We start from the raw sequence: 16,669 nt of genomic DNA on the forward strand, positions 1-16,669 counted from the left end.
CAAGCCCGGGGTGACGGGGATGGTGCCCGCATGATCCCCCCCGGCTCCACCATCGGCATCCTCGGCGGCGGCCAGCTCGGCCGGATGCTCGCGGTCGCCGCCGCCCGGCTAGGCTACCGCAGCCACGTATTCGCGCCCGAAGCCAGCGGCCCCGCGACCGAGGTCGCGGCCGAATGGACGCAAGGCCGCTTCGAGGACGCTGACGCGATGAAGCGTTTCGCCGCCCGCGTCGACATCGCCACTTACGAGTTCGAGAATGTCGATCCGCATGCGGTCGCCTTTCTGTCGGGCCGCGTCCCCGTCGCCCCCTCCGCCGGGTCGCTCGAAGTCTCGCGCTATCGCCCCAATGAAAAGGAGCTCGTCGCCGAGCTGGGCGGCCGCACCGCCGATTGGCGTTCCGTCGACTCGCTTGGCGCGCTCTCCGCCGCGCTTGCCGAGATCGGCGCGCCCGCGATCCTCAAGACCACGCTGTTCGGTTATGACGGCAAGGGCCAGGCGCGGATCGACTTCCCCGCGGAAGCCGCGGACGCCTGGGCCGCGATCGGCTCGCCGCCGCCGCTCCGCCGCGGCGTCCCCGCGATCGTCGAGGCCCGGGTCGACTTCGCCGCCGAGTTCTCCGTCATCCTCGCCCGCGCCCCCGACGGCGCGGTCGCGGTCTACGACACGCCCGAGAACGTCCACCGCGACGGCATCCTGCACACCTCCACCGTCCCGGCGCGCGACCTGATCCTGGAACAAGCCCCCGAAGCCGTCGCGCTCGCCCGAGCCGTCGCCAACCGGCTCGGCCATGTCGGCGTCCTCACCTGCGAGTTCTTCGCGACAGCCGACGGCCCCGTCTTCAACGAGATGGCTCCTCGCGTCCATAATAGCGGCCATTGGACGATCGAGGGAGCGCATTGCTCGCAATTCGAGAATCACATCCGCGCCATCTGCGGCCTCCCCCTGGGCTCCACCGCGCTGACGGGCGGGCGCGTCACGATGGAGAACCTCCTCGGCCCCGATGCCGACCGCTGGCCCGCCCTGCTCGCCGAACCCGCCGCCCACCTCCACCTCTACGGCAAGCGCGACGCCCAGCCGGGGCGGAAGATGGGGCATGTGACGCGGGTGACGTGCTGATTATCTAGGGCTGTCCTACAGCGCCCGACTCTGTCAAATCCTCGCGAATCGGATTTGTAAAAAACTCCGTGCTCCTTGAAACCGTCGACCTCGTCTTAATCCGTCATCCTCGCATAGGCTGGGATCACGTTGTTCAGAAGCGCGCACCCGTGGCGAAGACCCCAGCCTACGCTCGGGTGCCAGGAAAAGACGCTCGGGTATACAAACGCCGCCTCCTACTGCTAATCACTCGCAAGAAGTCCAAGCCGTTCTTGGCGTGAACTTTAGTGAACTTCCGCCGGCACCGTCCGCATCACCTGCGTCGCGAAGCGTTCCATCTCCTCCGCCTGCGGGCTCATCTGGAGCAGCAGCAGGTCAAGCCCCGTCGCCTCATATTCCTCGATCCGCTCGCGCAATTGCTCGGGCGTGCCGACCAGGTTCGGTCGCAGCCCCCGGTTCGACACGCTGTATTCCTGCAGCTTCAGCTCGCGCTCCAGCTGCGTTCCAGACAGCCACTGGTCGAAATTGGCGTACCCCGCGGGCAGCTCGGCGACCGTCGTGATCCGCTCCAGCTCGCGTTTCGCCTCGGCTTCGGTGTCGCGGACGATCGCATAGGCGGCCATGCCGTACTTCATCGGCGCCTTGCCCAACGCCGCGCGCCGCGCCACCATGTCGGCGATCTTGGGCGCGATCGCCTCCGCCGGGTCGCCATGCATCACATAAGCGTCGCACTGCGCGGCGATCATCGCCTTCGCCTTGTCGCTCTCCCCGCCCGCATAGACGACCGGCCGCCCCGCCGGCTTGGGCGAGCAGATCGCGTCCTCCAGCTTGTAGAAGTCGCCGTCGAAGCTGAACCGGTCCTCCGTCCACAGCCCCTCGACCACCTTCAGCCACTCGGACGTCCGCGCATAGCGATCGTCATGCTGGTCGAACTGAAGCCCGTACTGCTTGGCCTCGTCCGCCCACCAGCTCGACACGACGTTCAGCGCCAGCCGCCCGCCCGCGATCCGGTCGATGTTCGCCGCCGCCTTGGCGAACAGCGCCGGATGGTGGAAGTTCGGCCTGACCGCGACCATCAGCTCCAGGCTGTCCGTCACCGCCGCCAGCGCCGCCGCCGTCGACCAGGCATCGAGCGCGGGCTGCTCGACGCCCTTGATGTCGTTCAAATTCAGCTCGGCGATCAACGATAGCGAGTAACCCCAGCGTTCCGACGCCTGGGCCAGCCGCTTGGCGTAATCCCAGCTCGCCTCCATCCCCTCGTCGGGGACGTTGCGCAGCCACCCGCCGAACACCGGCATCCAGTAACCATAGCGCATCAGCGGGCGTCCTCGATTTGAGCGATCAGGTAATCCACCAAACGCTCGTGCGGGTCCCACCCCAGCACGTCCAATGGCCGGGCCACGAAATTGGACAGCGCGTTGATATCGTAGAAGCGGGCCAACCCGTCGCGGTCGTCGATCATCACCTCTACCCCGCCGACATCGAGATCCATCGCCCGCGCGACCGCCTCTCCCGCCGCGCGCAGCTCGGCCACGGGCTCGACCGCGCGCATGCTGATCCCCGATCCTTCCACGCAGGCATCGGCCGGGCACAGGTCGAACGCCCCCCCGCCTGCGACCTCAATCGCGTAGAGATGCTTGCGGTCGAGCGTCTCCAGCCGCGTGATCACCCCGTCCCGCGCGGGGACGTACTCCTGCACCAGCAGCACGCCGTCGATGCTGAGCGGCAGCTCCCCCGCCGCGACCACCGCGCGCAACTCGGACGAATTGTCGAACCGCACGATCCCCGCCCCCGAACCGCCGATGTTCGCCTTCACGACCAACGGAAAGCCGATCTCGCCCGCGGCGGCTTCGACATCGGCGGCCCGGTGGACGACGCGCGTCTCGGGGATCGCGAGCCCCAACCCCGCGAGCAGCGACAACTGCCGCGCTTTCGACGCATCGACACTCAACACCTCGGCCCCGTTGATCACCCGCGCCCCGCTCCGCCGCCAATGGTCGAGCAGCGCGACCCCGTGGAAGATCGGATGCTCGCCCGACCGCAGGAAGCTCGACATGGCGATCCGGTTGAACACCACGCGCGCGGGCCGGGCGAGGTCGGCCGGGTTCCATCCACCGTCGGGCCGGACCGCGACGTAGTCGACTCCGCGCGCATCGAGCGCGGCGAAGAGCGGGCGGAACCAGTCGGGGTGCTCATACAGGATAAGGAGGTCGTGCATCGCGCCGCCCTGCCACCTCCGGCCGGCGGTCGCCACCCTCCGCTCGCTCACCCGCGCGCGGCGATCACCCGCCGCACCGCGTCCAGATCGGCGGGCTTGTCCACATCGACCGCCGCCAGCCCAGCCGGGCTCGCGACGACGGCGGCGCGGACCTCGGCCAGCTCTCCCAGTCGCTCCACCGCGCGCGCCAGTGTAAGCCGTCCCCGCAGGTAGGCGATGAGCATGCGCAGGCCGAAACGTCGAATGATCCGCCAGGGCCGCTTGCGGTCCGCCTCGACCAGCCTCCACAGGTGGATCGCGCCCGCCGCCCGGTGGTTCGCGAGCAGGAACAGGTTGCATCCCGACCAGTCCCCGTCGGCGAAACGCAGATAGGTGCGCCGCGTCCCCGGCAGCGCCGCGTCGATCACGTCGCGCCGCGCGAGCAGCACCGCCACGTCCGCATCGGCCGGGGTGTCCGCGACGAAGCGGCGGACCCACCCGGCCTCCAGCAGCGCATGGTCGGCGGTGGTGACGAGGAGCGGCGCGCCGACCGCCGCCAGCGCTTCCGCGACGCTTGCGCTCGGCCCGGGAGCCGACGGCAGCACCCGACAGCCGAGCCGCCGCGCCTCGGCCGCGACCTCCGCATCATCCGTCGACACCACCGGCACGCAGCCTGCTTCCTCGGTCGCGCGGGCGACGCGGGCGAGGAGCGTCTCGCCGCCGAGCTCGATCAGCGCCTTGTGCGCGACGCCCGCATAGGCCGCGACCGGATCTGTCCCGCCGCGCGACCCGGCCAGGATCAGCGCGTTCACGCGCGTCCCGCCCGCCATACGCGCCACAGCACGCCGGGCGCGGCCAGTAGCGGGTGACGCTCGCGCCAGGGCGTCAGCACGACCGGTACGCCCGTATGCCGCTCGATCTTCCAAGCCCCGTACCGCGCCGCGCCATCGAAAGTGAAAGCCGCCTTGGTCAGGCGTATTAGGTTGAGCGGCTTGCCCGCACGGCGGCGGCGTCCCCAGGCGCGGCGCAACGACGCGCGCACCGCCGGTGGGAGCGACGGGGTGAAGATCTCGCCGCTGGTCGCGAATGCCACGCCGCCCCCCGCCCACCCGAGCGGGAGCAGGCGCGCATAGCGGTCCGGATCGTGCGCGACGATTTCGTCACCCCTTCCCCGCCGTTCGACGCGGAACTCGGCGGCGTAGGTCTCGGCGAACAGCGCGCGCCAATAATCCTCCGCCTGACCCCGCTCCGGTCCCAGCGCCGCGGCGAAACGCGTCGCCGATACCGCCGCCGACACCACCGCCGCTCCAACCTGTTCGGCCGCGGCCGCGTCGCGCCTCCAGGCCAGCGCGGACGGTTGGACGAACCGAGCCCAGATCGTCGTGTCGAGAGTGCGCGCGGCGGCGGCGCGGGCGAAGGTCGCAAGCGTCATCGTCGCCAGCTTGATTCGCAGCACGGCGCCTTCGTGCGTCAGCTCGCGATAGCCGACCCGCGGCCACACCCCGCGCTCGACCGGGCCATCGCGCAGCAGGTAGAAGTCGAGCACGCCTTCGATCGACCCGGTGCGCAGGTTCGAGCCGTAGAATAGGACGGCGAGCGCGCCCGGATCGCGCGCGGCGAGCGCAGCCGCGGCCGCCTTGACGAAATCGGGGACTGGCCGGTCCAGCGAGTGTTCGACGAACGCGGCCAGATCGCGCGTCACGGGACGACGAAGTCGATCGGGGTCGCCTCGGACAGGCGGTATGCGCCGCCGGGAAACGCCTCGCCGTCAAGGATGAAGCCGCCGGGGACGTCGAGATCGGCCGACGGCGCATCGACGCGGTGGAAGCCCGCTCGCTCCAGCCAGACGGCTTCCGACCCGGCGAGCAGCGGCCCGACCGCGGCGAGGATGCGGCGCGGCGGGGCGTCGATCGTCAACGTCTTCAGCCCCGGCCGCGCCGAGCCGAACGGTCGAATGCCGAGCGGCAGCGTCTCCAACGTCGAGGCGAGCATTAAATAATGGTTGCGGTCGACGGCCCGGTCCGCCCCGTGCATCGCGACCGAACGGTCGCTATGGCGAAGCCGAAGCCGCTCGCCGCGACGCCAGCCGCTCGACACCGGTCCGAAGACGGTCCGCGCGACCGCCCAGGACAATGCCAGCCCAACCGCGACGCCATCGAACGCCCCGGCCCTGTGCGTGCGCTGCGCCAGCGCGGTCGCGGCCACGAACGCCCCCGTCCCGAACAGGAAGCCGCGTACGGGACCGCCCGGCTGGTCGCGCCGCTCGATCGCGACGGGCGACCGGGTCGCGGTCCGGCCTGCGCGCGCGGCTTCCAGCAGCTGGTCGAGCGTCCAGTCGCGGGGACAGCCGAGGTCAAGCGCCAGAGCGTTGGTCTTGCCCGACGGCAGCACCGCGAAACGCGGCCACCGATTGCCCCATACCTCGCCCGAACAGGTCAGGACATCGCGCACCGTGCCATCGCCGCCGTCGACGATCACCAGATCCACACCCGACTGGGCGAAGCGGACCATCGTGTCGCGCAGCTCGGCACGCGAGCGCGGTGCGGCGGCGAGTATGTCGGGTCGCGCGGCGGGCACGCCGCCCGCCTTTTTATTGCGGCGGCTTCGCGGGTTACTGACCAGCCCGATGCGCGAGGGCGGGTTCGCCGCCACGAGCTCGCGGCGCGGTTCCGCACGGCCCCATCCGTCAGGCGCGAGGGCGGCGACCCGGGACAGCCCGGCAAAATCGTATATGGTTCCGTTCACGTCCCGACCATATGGGCGAAGATCCGCCCGTTGCTACAAATATGTTACCTTCGATATGCGACGCTCATGCGCAGGGGCGACCCGGACTTACCGTCAGCGGCGATGGCGCGTCCGCATCCGGAGCGTACGCCCGCCTCGCCGGGCGGCAGCGGGACAGGTCGGGCCGGTGCCACCCTGAACCTACCGGGTCGTGGGCGACGACACCGTAAGCGACCCCGTGCCGATGAAGGATATTCGCCTAGTCGAGCGTCCCGGCGAGCCACCCTGAACACGGACCCGCTCATGCGATCTCCGGCTCCGCATCGGGGCGCAACCTCCACCAGCACACCACCGCCATCAACAACACGGCGGCGAGTGAACCGATCAGGACCGCGGCGGCCATGCCGGTCGCGCCGAACAGTGGCATCGCGACGACCGCGACCGCCGCGAGGACGGCCACGCCGACGCAACGGATCACGAAGACAGTGCCCGCCTCACCGCGAGCGGTCATCACTGTGTCGAACGTGGTCGCGGCGAACTCGACGCATCCCGCGGCAGCCATCGCGACCAGGATGGGGTAGCCGCCCTTCACCTCGCGCCCGGCGACGAGCGTCAACACGGGCTCGCCGATCAGTACGACGATCAGCAGGATCAACAGCCCGCCGAGCAGGCTCGCGCCTACCGAGCGGAGCAGCAGGCGGCGGACGCCGCGCCGGTCGCGGCCCTGGACCGCGCGCACGATCTCGGAAAATGCGGCGCGCGCGACTAGCTGCGATACCTTGGCGAGCCCCTGGGCGAGCTGTCCCGCCAGTCGGAACACGCCCGCCGCCGACGGCCCCAGCACCGCGCCGACCGCCAGCAGCGGCACCTGCTTGCTCGATAAGGCGAGCGTCGCGCTAGCATTAGTGCTGAGCGCAAAGCGGACGATGCCGGGATGGTCGCGCAGCAACCGCCCGACATTTCCGCCGCGCTTCAGCAGAGCTAGGTCGCCCCCGCAGGCGACCATCGTCCAGTAGATGCCCGACGTGACGATCTCCGCCAACGCCCACACGACCATGAAGCCCTGCACCGTCGGATGGATCAGCGTGACGAGTCCCGCCCCGACGAAACGCGCGACCGCGGTCGCGCTGTCGGCCATCGCCGAGCGTGGAAGCTGGTCGCGCAGCCGGAGGATGCCGAGCGGCGTCGAGCGGATCGTGATCACTTGGACGACCGCGAAGATCAGCGTCGCGCGTTTTAGCGTGGGGCTAATCCCCAACTGCTCGCTCCATATCTCCAGGATAATTACCGCGACGACGGACCCAATCACCGCGCTCAGTAGATCGAGGATGGCCGCGCCCTTGAGTAGCCGGGCGAGACCGACCTCGTCGCCGGTACGCACCAACCCGACGCCGTATTGGACGATCACCTTCCAGCTCTGGAACGCGACCAGCGTGGCGAGCGCCTGCGCCGCGCCCGTGATCAGCGCGAAGCGGCCGAAGCCGGTAACGCCTAGCGCCCGTGCCGCGAAACCGAGATAGAATAGCGACAAGACCGCGAGCACACCCTTGCTCGCCAGCAGCCAGCCGAGATTGCGCGCAACTGCGCGGCCGGCTCGCCCTAGGCCGAAACCAGGCTCGGTCAGGGGCACACCCATCATCGTCACTCCGACGCTAGGCCGCCTACGCGCGCACGGCAAGCGTTAGGCCAGCCAGCTTCGGATCGTCCCACTCCGCCCGCGCACCGTCACGGCCTGCCCCAATCGTGCTGCGTGGACGACCAGCGAGATCACGGTCCATCCGGCGACTGCGGCGATCCCCCAGTCTGGCCGCTCGATCACGAGCGAGGCGAACAGGATCACCATGTTGGGATTGCGCCTAGCGGTGACGAGCCGAAAGCGACTGTCGAACCGCTCCCATACATGGATGTGCATGCCATAGAGCCGCATGAAAGCCCCCTCTATTACCCGTTGTGCGACATAGCCGACGATCATTGTCGCCATCACGATCCAGAAGGTTTCGTCCTCCAACGGTCGCCCGTACGGCGCGCAGCCGACGGCCCACCCCCACCACCAAAGGGGTGGATGGACGAGGTCGATCCCGTGATCCCACACATTGCCGATTGTCGAGGAGGTGATTGTGCAACGCGCGAGCTTTCCATCCACGGTGTCGAGCACCATGAAGGCGAGGCCCACGGCGAGCCCACTCCAGAACCAGCCATACCAGAACGCGACCGTAGCCGCGATGCAGCCGACCGTGCCGATCGCGGTCACGCCGTTGGGACTGATCCCGATCCGTGCCGCCACCCTCGTCAGCGCAAACGCCCACCCGGGCCAGAGATACTTGGTCAGGACGTCGGTCACCCCCTTGTAGGCACCGTCGTAGCTGGCGCGCTCGATCGCATGGACGTTAGCCGGAATCAGCCGTTCGGCGAAGGGCCGCTCGCGCTTGCGCAGCGCCTCGTTCAGGACGCCTGCCTCGTCCTCGGCGGCGATCACGCGCAACCCCGCCGCAGCGGCCGTACCGCCCAGCATCGCACCCTCCACCAACGATCGCGTAGCTGGGTCGGTCACATGGGCGAGAACCGGCACCCCGTCTCGGGTGACGACCGCGTCGGGCAGTTGAGCGAGATGCGTCGTCCAGTTTGGATCGAATGCATAGGCCAGATTGGCGAGTAGTGTCGCGCCGTCCTCCTGCACGCCGTCCAGCTTCTGCGCGCGCGCGATGCGGCGGACGCGCTCGGCGTTGGTCATGCCCCAGATACGGGTCGGATTGTCGCCCACGGGTACAAGTTGGGGGCGGGCGGAGGCGGCGGTCATGTCGTCAGCGTTCCTACACGACCCGCGCCACAGGTCGAGGGCGTCAGGACGCCGACGCGCCCGCGTCGTGCCTGCGGCTCGTCGACGACACGCCGGACGTGTATGGCACGAAGGCGCAGTGGACGCCGACCGCCTCCAGCCTGCGCCGGTACTCCTCGTATTTGGGCGTGCCGAACCAGTCGTCGCCGACCAGCCAAACGTTGAAGCGCATGCGCTCCCAGGCGGCGAACTTGTCCTGATCGTGCTGCGCGACGACCGCATCGACGTCGCGGAGCGCGCGAACCATCTCCAGCCGCTCGTCGAACGGTACCACCGGCTTCCTGCCCTTGTACGCCGCGACCAGCTCGTCGGTGGAGACTGCAACGACAAGCCTTTCGCCGAAACCGCGCGCCGCGCGAATGATCCTTACATGGCCGATATGGAGCAGGTCGAACGTGCCGGCAGTGTAGACTAGCGCCACGCGCCAGGCCTTCCGGTCAGCGCCGCCATCACCGCCGCGAGCGCTTGGGCATCGGCCGTATTCGCATGCTTCAAGTCGGGCTGCCCCGGCCAGCCCGGATCGGTCCAGCTCACCCCACCCAGGTCGCGCGGGCTGGCATAGCGCGGCAGGGCGTGGAGATGCAACTGATCGTCCACCATCATCAACGCCAGATAGTTGAATTTGTCCGCCCCGAACGTGGCGCGCGCCCGGGTCTCGAACCAGCTCACCGCAGCGACCAGCGCCGCCGCCTCGCGCGCATCAATCCCGGCCAACGAACCATGCGGACGATCCGCGCTGATCACGCACGCGCCCAGCGTGCACGCGCCGGGACGCAGCGACACCGTCCATCCGTCGGTGCGGTGAAGAAGGTTCTCCTCAATCCGGAACTTGTCCCGAAACTCCTTCAGCGTCTGCGGCATCGACTTTCCCTCCACGGCCCGGCTCCAATTGCTTAGCAATCCGCGCGGACCGGGCAAGCCGGCGGCGCTTTCACGGGCGTTGTGGCGTTGTGGCCGAACATGCTTTTCGGATTGAGGACCGCCATGGCCGATCGACCTTACCGGACCGCGCTCGTTCTGAGCGGCGGCAACGCGTTGGGCAGTTGGCAGGCGGGCGCGTTCGCCGCGCTGGCCGAGCGCGGAGCGACGATCGACTGGGTGATCGGCGCGTCGGCGGGATCGATCAACGCCGCCATGATCGCGGGCAATCCGCCGGGCCGGGCGGTCGAGCGCCTGCAGGCATTCTGGACGCCGGCGGCAGGTGGCGGCGTTTCGCGGTGGCCCGCTGAGATCGACACCTGGCGGCGCACGGCGGCCGTATCGACGGCGATGGCGATCGGACGGCCGAACCTGTTCGCGCCGCGTCCCTTCTTCGGAGAATTCTGGGCGGGGGGCGGCGACGGCGCGGCCAGCATCTTCGACACCGGACCGTTGGCGGCCACGCTCGATCGTTCGGTCGATTGGGACCGGATCGCGAGCGGGCCGATGCGGCTGTCGATTGCGGCCGTCGATCTCGAGTCGGGCGCGGACGCGCTGTTCGACTCCACCCGCGATCGGCTCGGCCCCGACCACGTCCGCGCCAGCAGCGCGCTCTTGCCCGCCTTTCCGCCGATCGCGATCAGAGGACGTCGGTATGTCGATGCCGGGCTGTCGGCAAACCTGCCGGTGGATGCGGTGCTCGCCGACCCCGGTCCCGGGCCGCTGCTCGTGATAGCGCTCGACCTGCTGCCCTTGTCGAGCCCGGTGCCGCGTTCGATAGGCGAAGCGGCGGGGCGCATGCAGGACCTGGTGTTCGCGGCGCAGTCGCGGCGTTCGATAGACGCTTGGAGCGAGGTGTACCGGCTGCATGGCGACCGTGCGCCCACCGTGACGCTCGCGCGCCTTGCCTTCGCCGACCAATCGCGCGAGGTGGCGGGCAAGGCGTTCGACTTCTCCGCCGAGACGGCAGGGGGGCGGTGGGCGGCGGGTGCTGCGTGCATGGCCTCGTTCCTCGACCGGCTGGATGGGAGCGCCGTGGCGATCGGCGGGCCGGGGCTGACGGTATACCAGAATGCGGACGAAGCGCCGATCGGGCGCGCGGGCTTCCGTCTCAGCGCGGAAAGGGACGGCTGAGGAAGCGCGAACCGGCCAGGCCGAAACGCCACGGTCGATCGGTCGCCTTCGTGATGCCGATCCGCGGGCCGACGACTATCCGCGGCTCCGCAGGCCGGGGCAGCAGCGTGAACGGGGGCGCCCCGAGCGACAGGCCGTCATGCGCGCGCGTCACGTCAAGCGCTTCGCACGATCGCCCCGGTCCCGCGCACAACCTGCGCGGATCCTTCATCCGTCGACGCGCGGCCATGGTCTCGAGACCGCTCGTCGGCTCCAGCGCCCGCACCAGCACCGCCGCGCCCGGCGCGGACCCGCCGACGACGTTAAGGCACCAATGCATGCCATAGATGCGGTAGACATAGACGTGCCCGCCGGGTCCGAACATGGCGCGGTTGCGCGCGGTCGGCCCGGCGAAGCTGTGCGACGCGGGATCGCCCGCCTCGTACGCCTCGGTTTCGACGATCACCCCGCCCACACCATCCACCAGCAGCCCACAGCCAATCAGCGCGCGCGACAGGTCGAGGATAGGTCTCGCGTAAAAATCGGGCGGCATTTGCGTCTACTGAAAAAGAGGCAACGAGGGCCGCAAGCCCTCGCCGCCCCAAGCGCGTCGTCGTGATCAGCGCGAGACGACGATCACTTCGGTCCGGCGGTTCTCCGCTTGGCCGTCGGCGGTGGCGTTGGTGTCGGCGGGATCGCTCTCGCCTCCCGACGCCGTCTCGACGCGCTCGGCGGCAATGCCCTTGCCCGTCAGTGCGCCCTTGACCGCGTTGGCGCGGGCGAGGCCGAGCTGCTGGTTGGCCGGGGTCGACCCGCGCGCATCGGCATATCCCACCACGCGGATGCGCGAGCTGGGGTAGGCCTGAAGGATTTGCGCCATCTGGTCAATGTCGCCCTGATCCTCGGTGCGAAGGTCGCTCGCCGCCGTGTTGAAGTTCAGCCGATCGAATTCGAAGGTCCGCGGCGTCGCCTCCGTACCTGCCAGGAAGCCCCCGACCTGCTCGTTCAGCCCACCCGGCGTCACCGCCAACACCGCGCCGCCCGGCAGGTTCAGGCTGCCCGGGGTGGTCGTCGTGGTCGTGGTCGTCGTGGTGTTGGTCACCGGCTCGGTTTCGTTGACGACAACGGGCGCGACCGCCGTCTCCTCGCGATTGCAACGGCTCAGCGCGAAAAGCAGCGCGAGCAGTCCCAACCCAAGCAGGAGCCAAGGTAGCCAGTTGAACTTCTTGGTCTCGTGATTGGGGCCCAGATTGATCTTGCTAGGCTCTCCCGGCTTGTGATCGTCGTTGTTCGCCATGCGTGTGGTCCTCGCCTAGATGGAAACGGATATGGGCACACGCGTTTTCCCGCGCGCGTGCCCAAACCGGATGCGTTCGCTCAATAACGATCGCGGTCGGTCTTGCCGGTCGATCCCATGCCGCCCGAACCCATGCCCGAACCCCCCAGGCCGGAACCCGATGTACCCATGCCCTTGTCGGTCGAGCCCAGGCCGGTACCCGATGTGCGGGTCGTGTCCGTGTCGTCGATATCGACCTCCGTACGGCGAACCGTGTCATCGATCGTTTCGGTCCGGTCGGAGCCCTCCTTGCGGACGACCACCTCTTCCACGACGCGAGCGGTCTTGCCGACCACGGCCTCCTCGGAAGTTTCGGTCATCGAGATCTCGCGCTCGCGGAACGCGTCGATATCGGCCGCGCCGAGCTTGCGGTCGACCGGGCGACGTTCGACCTCGACATGTTCCTCATGCAGCGTGACCTGCTCGTGGACGGGCGTCTCGACCATGTACGAGCGGACGCGCACGCCGCCGCGATCGACCTCGCGCTTTCCGATGACGAGGTCCTCCTGGACGATGTCGATATGCTCCTCGTTGCCGACCCGATCGGTCGTCAAGCGATCGGACATGTCCGAGCCCTTGGACGCGCCCATGCCCAGCGCCGAGCCGACAGCCGCGCCCACGCCCGCACCGGTGCCCGTCGTGGCATTACGGGTCTTATCGTAATCCCAGCCGCTCTCGCGCCAGTTGGCCGAACGGTCGTCCAGATCGATCGTGTTGGCGTCCTCCAGGATGCGTACCGCTTCGTCGGCGTTATGCTCATCGACCTCGGCGGTCAGCAGCGCGCCGCCGCGCTTGATGCCTTCTTCGTAGGTGTGCCGGTCTTCGTCCGGGAGGAAGGCGCCCTTCAGGTTGGACCAGAAGCCTTTTTCCTCACGGCTCGAATAGGCCGTCGACTCGGAATAGCCGGTGCTTTTCTGGTCATGGACGTGGACGGCGCTGATGTCGATCGACGCGGCTTCCAGGCGGCCCTTGGCGGCTTCCGCGTCGGCGCGCGTGTCGAACAGGGCGGTCAGGGTACGGCTCATATGGAACTCTCCTTGGGGGTAGTGGGGTTTGAGGGTTCACGGTCCACGACCGCCTGCATGACGCGCAGGCGGACGGCTTCGTCCAGATGCTCGACGGAGCGGATGCGCTTCAGATGCACCTCCTCCTTCAGCATCAGACGTTTCTCCACGACCAGAACCTCCTCGACCACGGGAATAATCATCGTGTCGCCATCCTCGCGGACGGGCGGCACCGAATCGACCTCGCGCCCGACGGACACGCGTTCGACCTCGACGTGATCGCGAAAGAGATCGGCGCGCGCATGGCCGGTGTGCCACTGCACCTCCGTCCTCACCCGCACCCGGCCCGTCTCCACGGTCTGTTTGGAGACGACCAGTTCCTCTTGGACGAGCGGGATTACTTGCGTGTCTTGCTCGTTCATCCTGGCCTCAAAACGAAGAATGTGGAGCTCGCCTAACGGGGGGTGTTGATGCATGTTCCGACCAGTGACTATTCAGGGTTGAAAGCGGGCTAATTTGCGACGAAATGAATTAAGCGCCTGCGAACAAGACAAATTGTTTCGTCTTTGTCACGAACCACTTTTGATCTACATCAGCTTTTCGGGATCGAACGCGCGCCGGGTTTGTCGCAGGCAACGAAGCGACCCTTGTCGTCCTTGCACCGCGCCGCCGTCTTTTTGGGTTGCGTGCAGGGAACGACCCTACCTTGCGCATCGCGGCACGGCTTGGGCGAAGCGGGCGCGGCGCTTGCGATCAGGCCGGTCGCGGCAAGGGCGGACAGGAAACGGATCATGCTGGCTACTCCGAAACGACTTACGCCGACACCGACGCGCGATCGATCGGTTCGATCCCTCAAGCCTGGCGCGACGCCTTCCAGGCGCGGACGAACGCGCGCGCGTTGTCGCCGACTTCCGCCGAACTCATCCCTGGTTTGTAGAGCGCGGAACCCAGCCCGAATCCGGCCGCGCCCGCCGCGATCCAGGGTGTCATCGTCCCGGGGGCGACCCCGCCCACCGGGAGCACGCGTAAGGTCGGCGGCAGCACCGCGCGCATCGCCCTCAGGATGCCGGGACTCGACCCCTCAGCTGGAAACAGCTTGAGCGCGGTCGCGCCCGCGCCGAGCGCGGCGAACGCCTCGGTCGGCGTGGCGATGCCGGGTAGCGACACCAACCCGCGCCCGGCAGCGGCGGCGATCACACCAATGTCGGCGTTGGGGGAGATGATCATAGCGCCGCCCGCCGCCTCGACCTGCCCGATGGCCTCCGCCGTCAGCACGGTGCCCGCCCCGACCATCGCCCGGTCGCCGAGCCGCTTGGCGAGCCGCGCGATGCTGTCCGTCGGCTCGGGCGAGTTGAGCGGCACCTCGATCAGGGTGAAGCCCGCCTCGACCAGCGCCTCGCCCACATCCTCCGCCTCGCCCGGCCGCAAGCCCCGCAGGATCGCTACCAGCGGCAACTTGGCGAAGGCGGCGTCGAACGTGGACAGATGGCTCATCGTGTCAGGCTCCGAATCAGGGTCATGCCGGCGACGAACGCCTGGGCGGTGTCGACCAAATGGGCGCGCCCACCCAGCTCCTCGATCGCCGCGAGGTACAACGCGCCGAGCGTCGCATCGGACAGCACGAACGCCTCGCGACCCTCGACGCCCGCCCCGCCGACATCGGCCCCGATCAGCAGTCCGCTGACGTAATCGGCGGTATCGGCGTCCGCGCGGTAGCCGAGCAGCCCGGCCGCACGCGCCCCGAACAGCGCGGAGGTGAGCGGTTTGGTCCGGGCGTCGCGCAACCCTTCGCGAAAGGCCGCGCCGCCCTCGACCTCGCCGCCGAGCTGGGCGGACAGGATGCTTCCGCCCCGGAGCAGCGCGAAGAGCTCGCCCGTGATGGCGGTCGAGAAGCGGCCGATCGCGCCGTCTCCCATCTCGACCCATTTGTTGTGCGTGCCCGGCTGGGCGAGCAGCGCGGTCGGCGGGGTCAGCCCGGCCGCGACCGCGCCGAGCAGCTGCACCTCCTCACCGCGCATGACGCTTGGCGCGGCGGGGTCACGCCAAGCGACGCCGGGGACGATCGCGGTTCGGCCCGGCTCCACCCAGAGCAGCCGCGCGGCGACGTCCTCGGCCCGCGCGGGCGCATCGACATACTGTGCTTCGCGCCAGCCGCGGTTCGACCCGGCCATTCCGGCGATCAGGACGGGTAGGTCACCATGCATCGCGCGGATGCCCGCGATCGCCTCCTCGTATCCCGCGCCCGCCATCTCCAGGATGCCGCGATCGTCGCGCGTGGTCGCCAGGACCGCGCCGTCCTCGATCAGATACTCGCGGCGATTGCTCGTCCCCCAATCGACCGAGATGAAGCGCCCGGAACGGTCGGCGGCCATGCTACCAGTAGGTCGCGTATAGGGCGATCAGGATCAGGATCACGCCGACGCCGCCGATGTTGAAGCCCGTCGAAGTGGCGTAGCCGACATCGTCCGTGCGGATGCGGTTTGCCTCCGCCCCCGCCGGCCGCACCAGCGAGATCGCGACGGCCAGCGCCAGGCTGATCAGGAATACCAGCCCCATGCGGTTCATGAAGGGGACGTCGGGCGCGAACTGCCGGAACAGGTAGGACAGCACCACCGACGCCACCGCCGCGGCGATCGCGCCGGGCTCGCTCGCGCGCTTCCAGAACAGGCCGAGCAGGAAGATGACGGTGATGCCCGGCGTGAAGAACCCTGAGAATTCCTGGATGAACTGGAACGCCTGGTCCGACTGGCCGATCAAGGGCCGCGCGGCGAGAATGGCGATGCCGATCGACACCGCCGCCGCGATCCGGCCGACGGTGACCAAGTGCTTCTCGCTCGCCGCGCGCGCGTCGGCGTCGCCGCCGTCCTCCGCGCGTGTCGGGATCCCCTTGGCCTTGGCGTAGAGGTCGAGCGTGAAGATCGTCGCGATCGAATTGATCTTGGACGCGGTCGACGCGATGATCGCCGCCACCAAAGCCGAGAAGACGAGCCCGAGCAGCCCCGACGGCAGATAGCGCATCATCGTCGGATAGGCCTGGTCGGGCTTGGCGAGATCGGGCGCGAGGACGACCGCGGCGATCCCGGGCAGCACGATGATGACGGGCATGAGCAGCTTCAGGTATGCCGCGAACACCACGCCCTTCTGCGCCTCCGCCAGGTTCTTGGCGGCGAGCGCGCGCTGGATGATGTACTGGTTGAACCCCCAGTAACTGAGGTTCGCGATCCACATGCCGCCGATCAGCACCGACAGGCCGGGCAGGTCCTTGTAGAAGGGGTTGTCGGGCGACAGGATCATGTCGAACTTCTCGGGCGCGCGGCGGCTGAGCTCGTTGAACCCGGCCCACGCGCTGCCGTCACCGATCTGCGACAATGTAAGGTACGACACCATCGCGCCGCCGAGCACGAGCAGCGTCACCTGGACGATGTCGGTCAGCGCCACCGCCTTCA

General features: G+C 68.8%; 19 protein-coding genes. 2 read left to right on the forward strand and 17 right to left on the reverse strand.

Features of this window, described 5'->3' with window-relative positions:
- Window positions 1-30 precede the first annotated feature (30 nt).
- Complete coding sequence (locus tag ACFE71_RS03240) at window positions 31-1,116, forward strand: 5-(carboxyamino)imidazole ribonucleotide synthase (RefSeq protein ID WP_375427373.1); 1,086 nt, start codon at window positions 31-33, stop codon at window positions 1,114-1,116.
- 263 nt (window positions 1,117-1,379) lie between these two features.
- On the opposite strand, the gene ACFE71_RS03245 is transcribed toward ACFE71_RS03240, so the two are convergent.
- From ACFE71_RS03245 to ACFE71_RS03285, 9 genes are all read right to left on the reverse strand, one after another.
- Window positions 1,380-2,411 (reverse strand): LLM class flavin-dependent oxidoreductase, encoded by a 1,032-nt coding sequence (locus tag ACFE71_RS03245; protein WP_375427374.1) that lies wholly within the window; start codon window positions 2,409-2,411, stop codon window positions 1,380-1,382.
- Complete coding sequence (locus ACFE71_RS03250) at window positions 2,411-3,313, reverse strand: RimK family alpha-L-glutamate ligase (RefSeq protein ID WP_375427375.1); 903 nt, start codon at window positions 3,311-3,313, stop codon at window positions 2,411-2,413. Before ACFE71_RS03250 ends, ACFE71_RS03245 begins: the two co-directional genes overlap by 1 nt.
- 47 nt (window positions 3,314-3,360) lie before the next feature.
- Window positions 3,361-4,104, reverse strand: a complete 744-nt coding sequence (locus ACFE71_RS03255; RefSeq protein WP_375427376.1) for a nucleotidyltransferase family protein — start codon at window positions 4,102-4,104, stop codon at window positions 3,361-3,363.
- On the reverse strand, window positions 4,101-4,994 hold the full coding sequence (locus tag ACFE71_RS03260) for a hypothetical protein (RefSeq protein WP_375427377.1): 894 nt from the start codon (window positions 4,992-4,994) through the stop codon (window positions 4,101-4,103). The genes ACFE71_RS03255 and ACFE71_RS03260 overlap by 4 nt, the downstream gene beginning before the upstream one ends.
- Complete coding sequence (locus ACFE71_RS03265) at window positions 4,991-6,037, reverse strand: diacylglycerol/lipid kinase family protein (protein WP_375427378.1); 1,047 nt, start codon at window positions 6,035-6,037, stop codon at window positions 4,991-4,993. The genes ACFE71_RS03260 and ACFE71_RS03265 overlap by 4 nt, the downstream gene beginning before the upstream one ends.
- Window positions 6,038-6,317: 280 nt before the next feature.
- Window positions 6,318-7,655 carry a lipopolysaccharide biosynthesis protein gene (locus ACFE71_RS03270; RefSeq protein ID WP_375427379.1) on the reverse strand — a complete coding sequence of 446 codons (1,338 nt, stop codon included), beginning with the start codon at window positions 7,653-7,655 and terminating at the stop codon, window positions 6,318-6,320.
- Window positions 7,656-7,697: 42 nt separating this feature from the next.
- Entirely contained in the window at window positions 7,698-8,813 is a 1,116-nt protein-coding gene (locus tag ACFE71_RS03275) for a CDP-alcohol phosphatidyltransferase family protein (protein ID WP_375427380.1), read from the reverse strand.
- A gap of 43 nt (window positions 8,814-8,856) precedes the next feature.
- Entirely contained in the window at window positions 8,857-9,273 is a 417-nt protein-coding gene (locus ACFE71_RS03280) for an adenylyltransferase/cytidyltransferase family protein (protein ID WP_375427381.1), read from the reverse strand.
- Window positions 9,264-9,713: an HIT family protein gene (locus ACFE71_RS03285; RefSeq protein ID WP_375427382.1), complete on the reverse strand. Its 450-nt coding sequence runs from the start codon at window positions 9,711-9,713 to the stop codon at window positions 9,264-9,266. Before ACFE71_RS03285 ends, ACFE71_RS03280 begins: the two co-directional genes overlap by 10 nt.
- Window positions 9,714-9,836: 123 nt before the next feature.
- Here ACFE71_RS03285 and ACFE71_RS03290 point away from each other — a divergent pair, with 123 nt between their 5' ends.
- On the forward strand, window positions 9,837-10,904 hold the full coding sequence (locus tag ACFE71_RS03290; protein ID WP_375427383.1) for a patatin-like phospholipase family protein: 1,068 nt from the start codon (window positions 9,837-9,839) through the stop codon (window positions 10,902-10,904).
- Here ACFE71_RS03290 and ACFE71_RS03295 read toward each other — a convergent pair.
- The 8 genes from ACFE71_RS03295 to ACFE71_RS03330 form a co-directional block, all read right to left on the reverse strand.
- Window positions 10,882-11,436, reverse strand: a complete 555-nt coding sequence (locus tag ACFE71_RS03295) for a DNA-3-methyladenine glycosylase (RefSeq protein ID WP_375427384.1) — start codon at window positions 11,434-11,436, stop codon at window positions 10,882-10,884. The two genes, ACFE71_RS03290 and ACFE71_RS03295, sit on opposite strands and share 23 nt — an antisense overlap.
- 66 nt (window positions 11,437-11,502) lie before the next feature.
- Complete coding sequence (locus tag ACFE71_RS03300) at window positions 11,503-12,180, reverse strand: OmpA family protein (RefSeq protein WP_375427385.1); 678 nt, start codon at window positions 12,178-12,180, stop codon at window positions 11,503-11,505.
- 80 nt (window positions 12,181-12,260) lie between these two features.
- On the reverse strand, window positions 12,261-13,244 hold the full coding sequence (locus ACFE71_RS03305) for a YsnF/AvaK domain-containing protein (protein ID WP_375427386.1): 984 nt from the start codon (window positions 13,242-13,244) through the stop codon (window positions 12,261-12,263).
- Window positions 13,241-13,645 carry a YsnF/AvaK domain-containing protein gene (locus ACFE71_RS03310; RefSeq protein WP_375427387.1) on the reverse strand — a complete coding sequence of 135 codons (405 nt, stop codon included), beginning with the start codon at window positions 13,643-13,645 and terminating at the stop codon, window positions 13,241-13,243. Before ACFE71_RS03310 ends, ACFE71_RS03305 begins: the two co-directional genes overlap by 4 nt.
- A 170-nt stretch (window positions 13,646-13,815) precedes the next feature.
- Complete coding sequence (locus ACFE71_RS03315; RefSeq protein WP_375427388.1) at window positions 13,816-14,016, reverse strand: hypothetical protein; 201 nt, start codon at window positions 14,014-14,016, stop codon at window positions 13,816-13,818.
- Window positions 14,017-14,075: 59 nt separating this feature from the next.
- Window positions 14,076-14,717 (reverse strand): 2-dehydro-3-deoxy-6-phosphogalactonate aldolase, encoded by a 642-nt coding sequence (locus tag ACFE71_RS03320; RefSeq protein WP_375427389.1) that lies wholly within the window; start codon window positions 14,715-14,717, stop codon window positions 14,076-14,078.
- On the reverse strand, window positions 14,714-15,595 hold the full coding sequence (locus tag ACFE71_RS03325; protein ID WP_375427390.1) for a 2-dehydro-3-deoxygalactonokinase: 882 nt from the start codon (window positions 15,593-15,595) through the stop codon (window positions 14,714-14,716). Before ACFE71_RS03325 ends, ACFE71_RS03320 begins: the two co-directional genes overlap by 4 nt.
- A gap of 1 nt (window position 15,596) precedes the next feature.
- On the reverse strand, window positions 15,597-16,669 hold a 1,073-nt coding region (locus tag ACFE71_RS03330), incomplete at its 5' end, for a sodium/solute symporter (RefSeq protein ID WP_375427391.1).

Origin of the sequence: uncultured Sphingomonas sp. (assembly GCF_964237155.1) — a bacterium.
Classification (GTDB): domain Bacteria; phylum Pseudomonadota; class Alphaproteobacteria; order Sphingomonadales; family Sphingomonadaceae; genus Sphingomonas.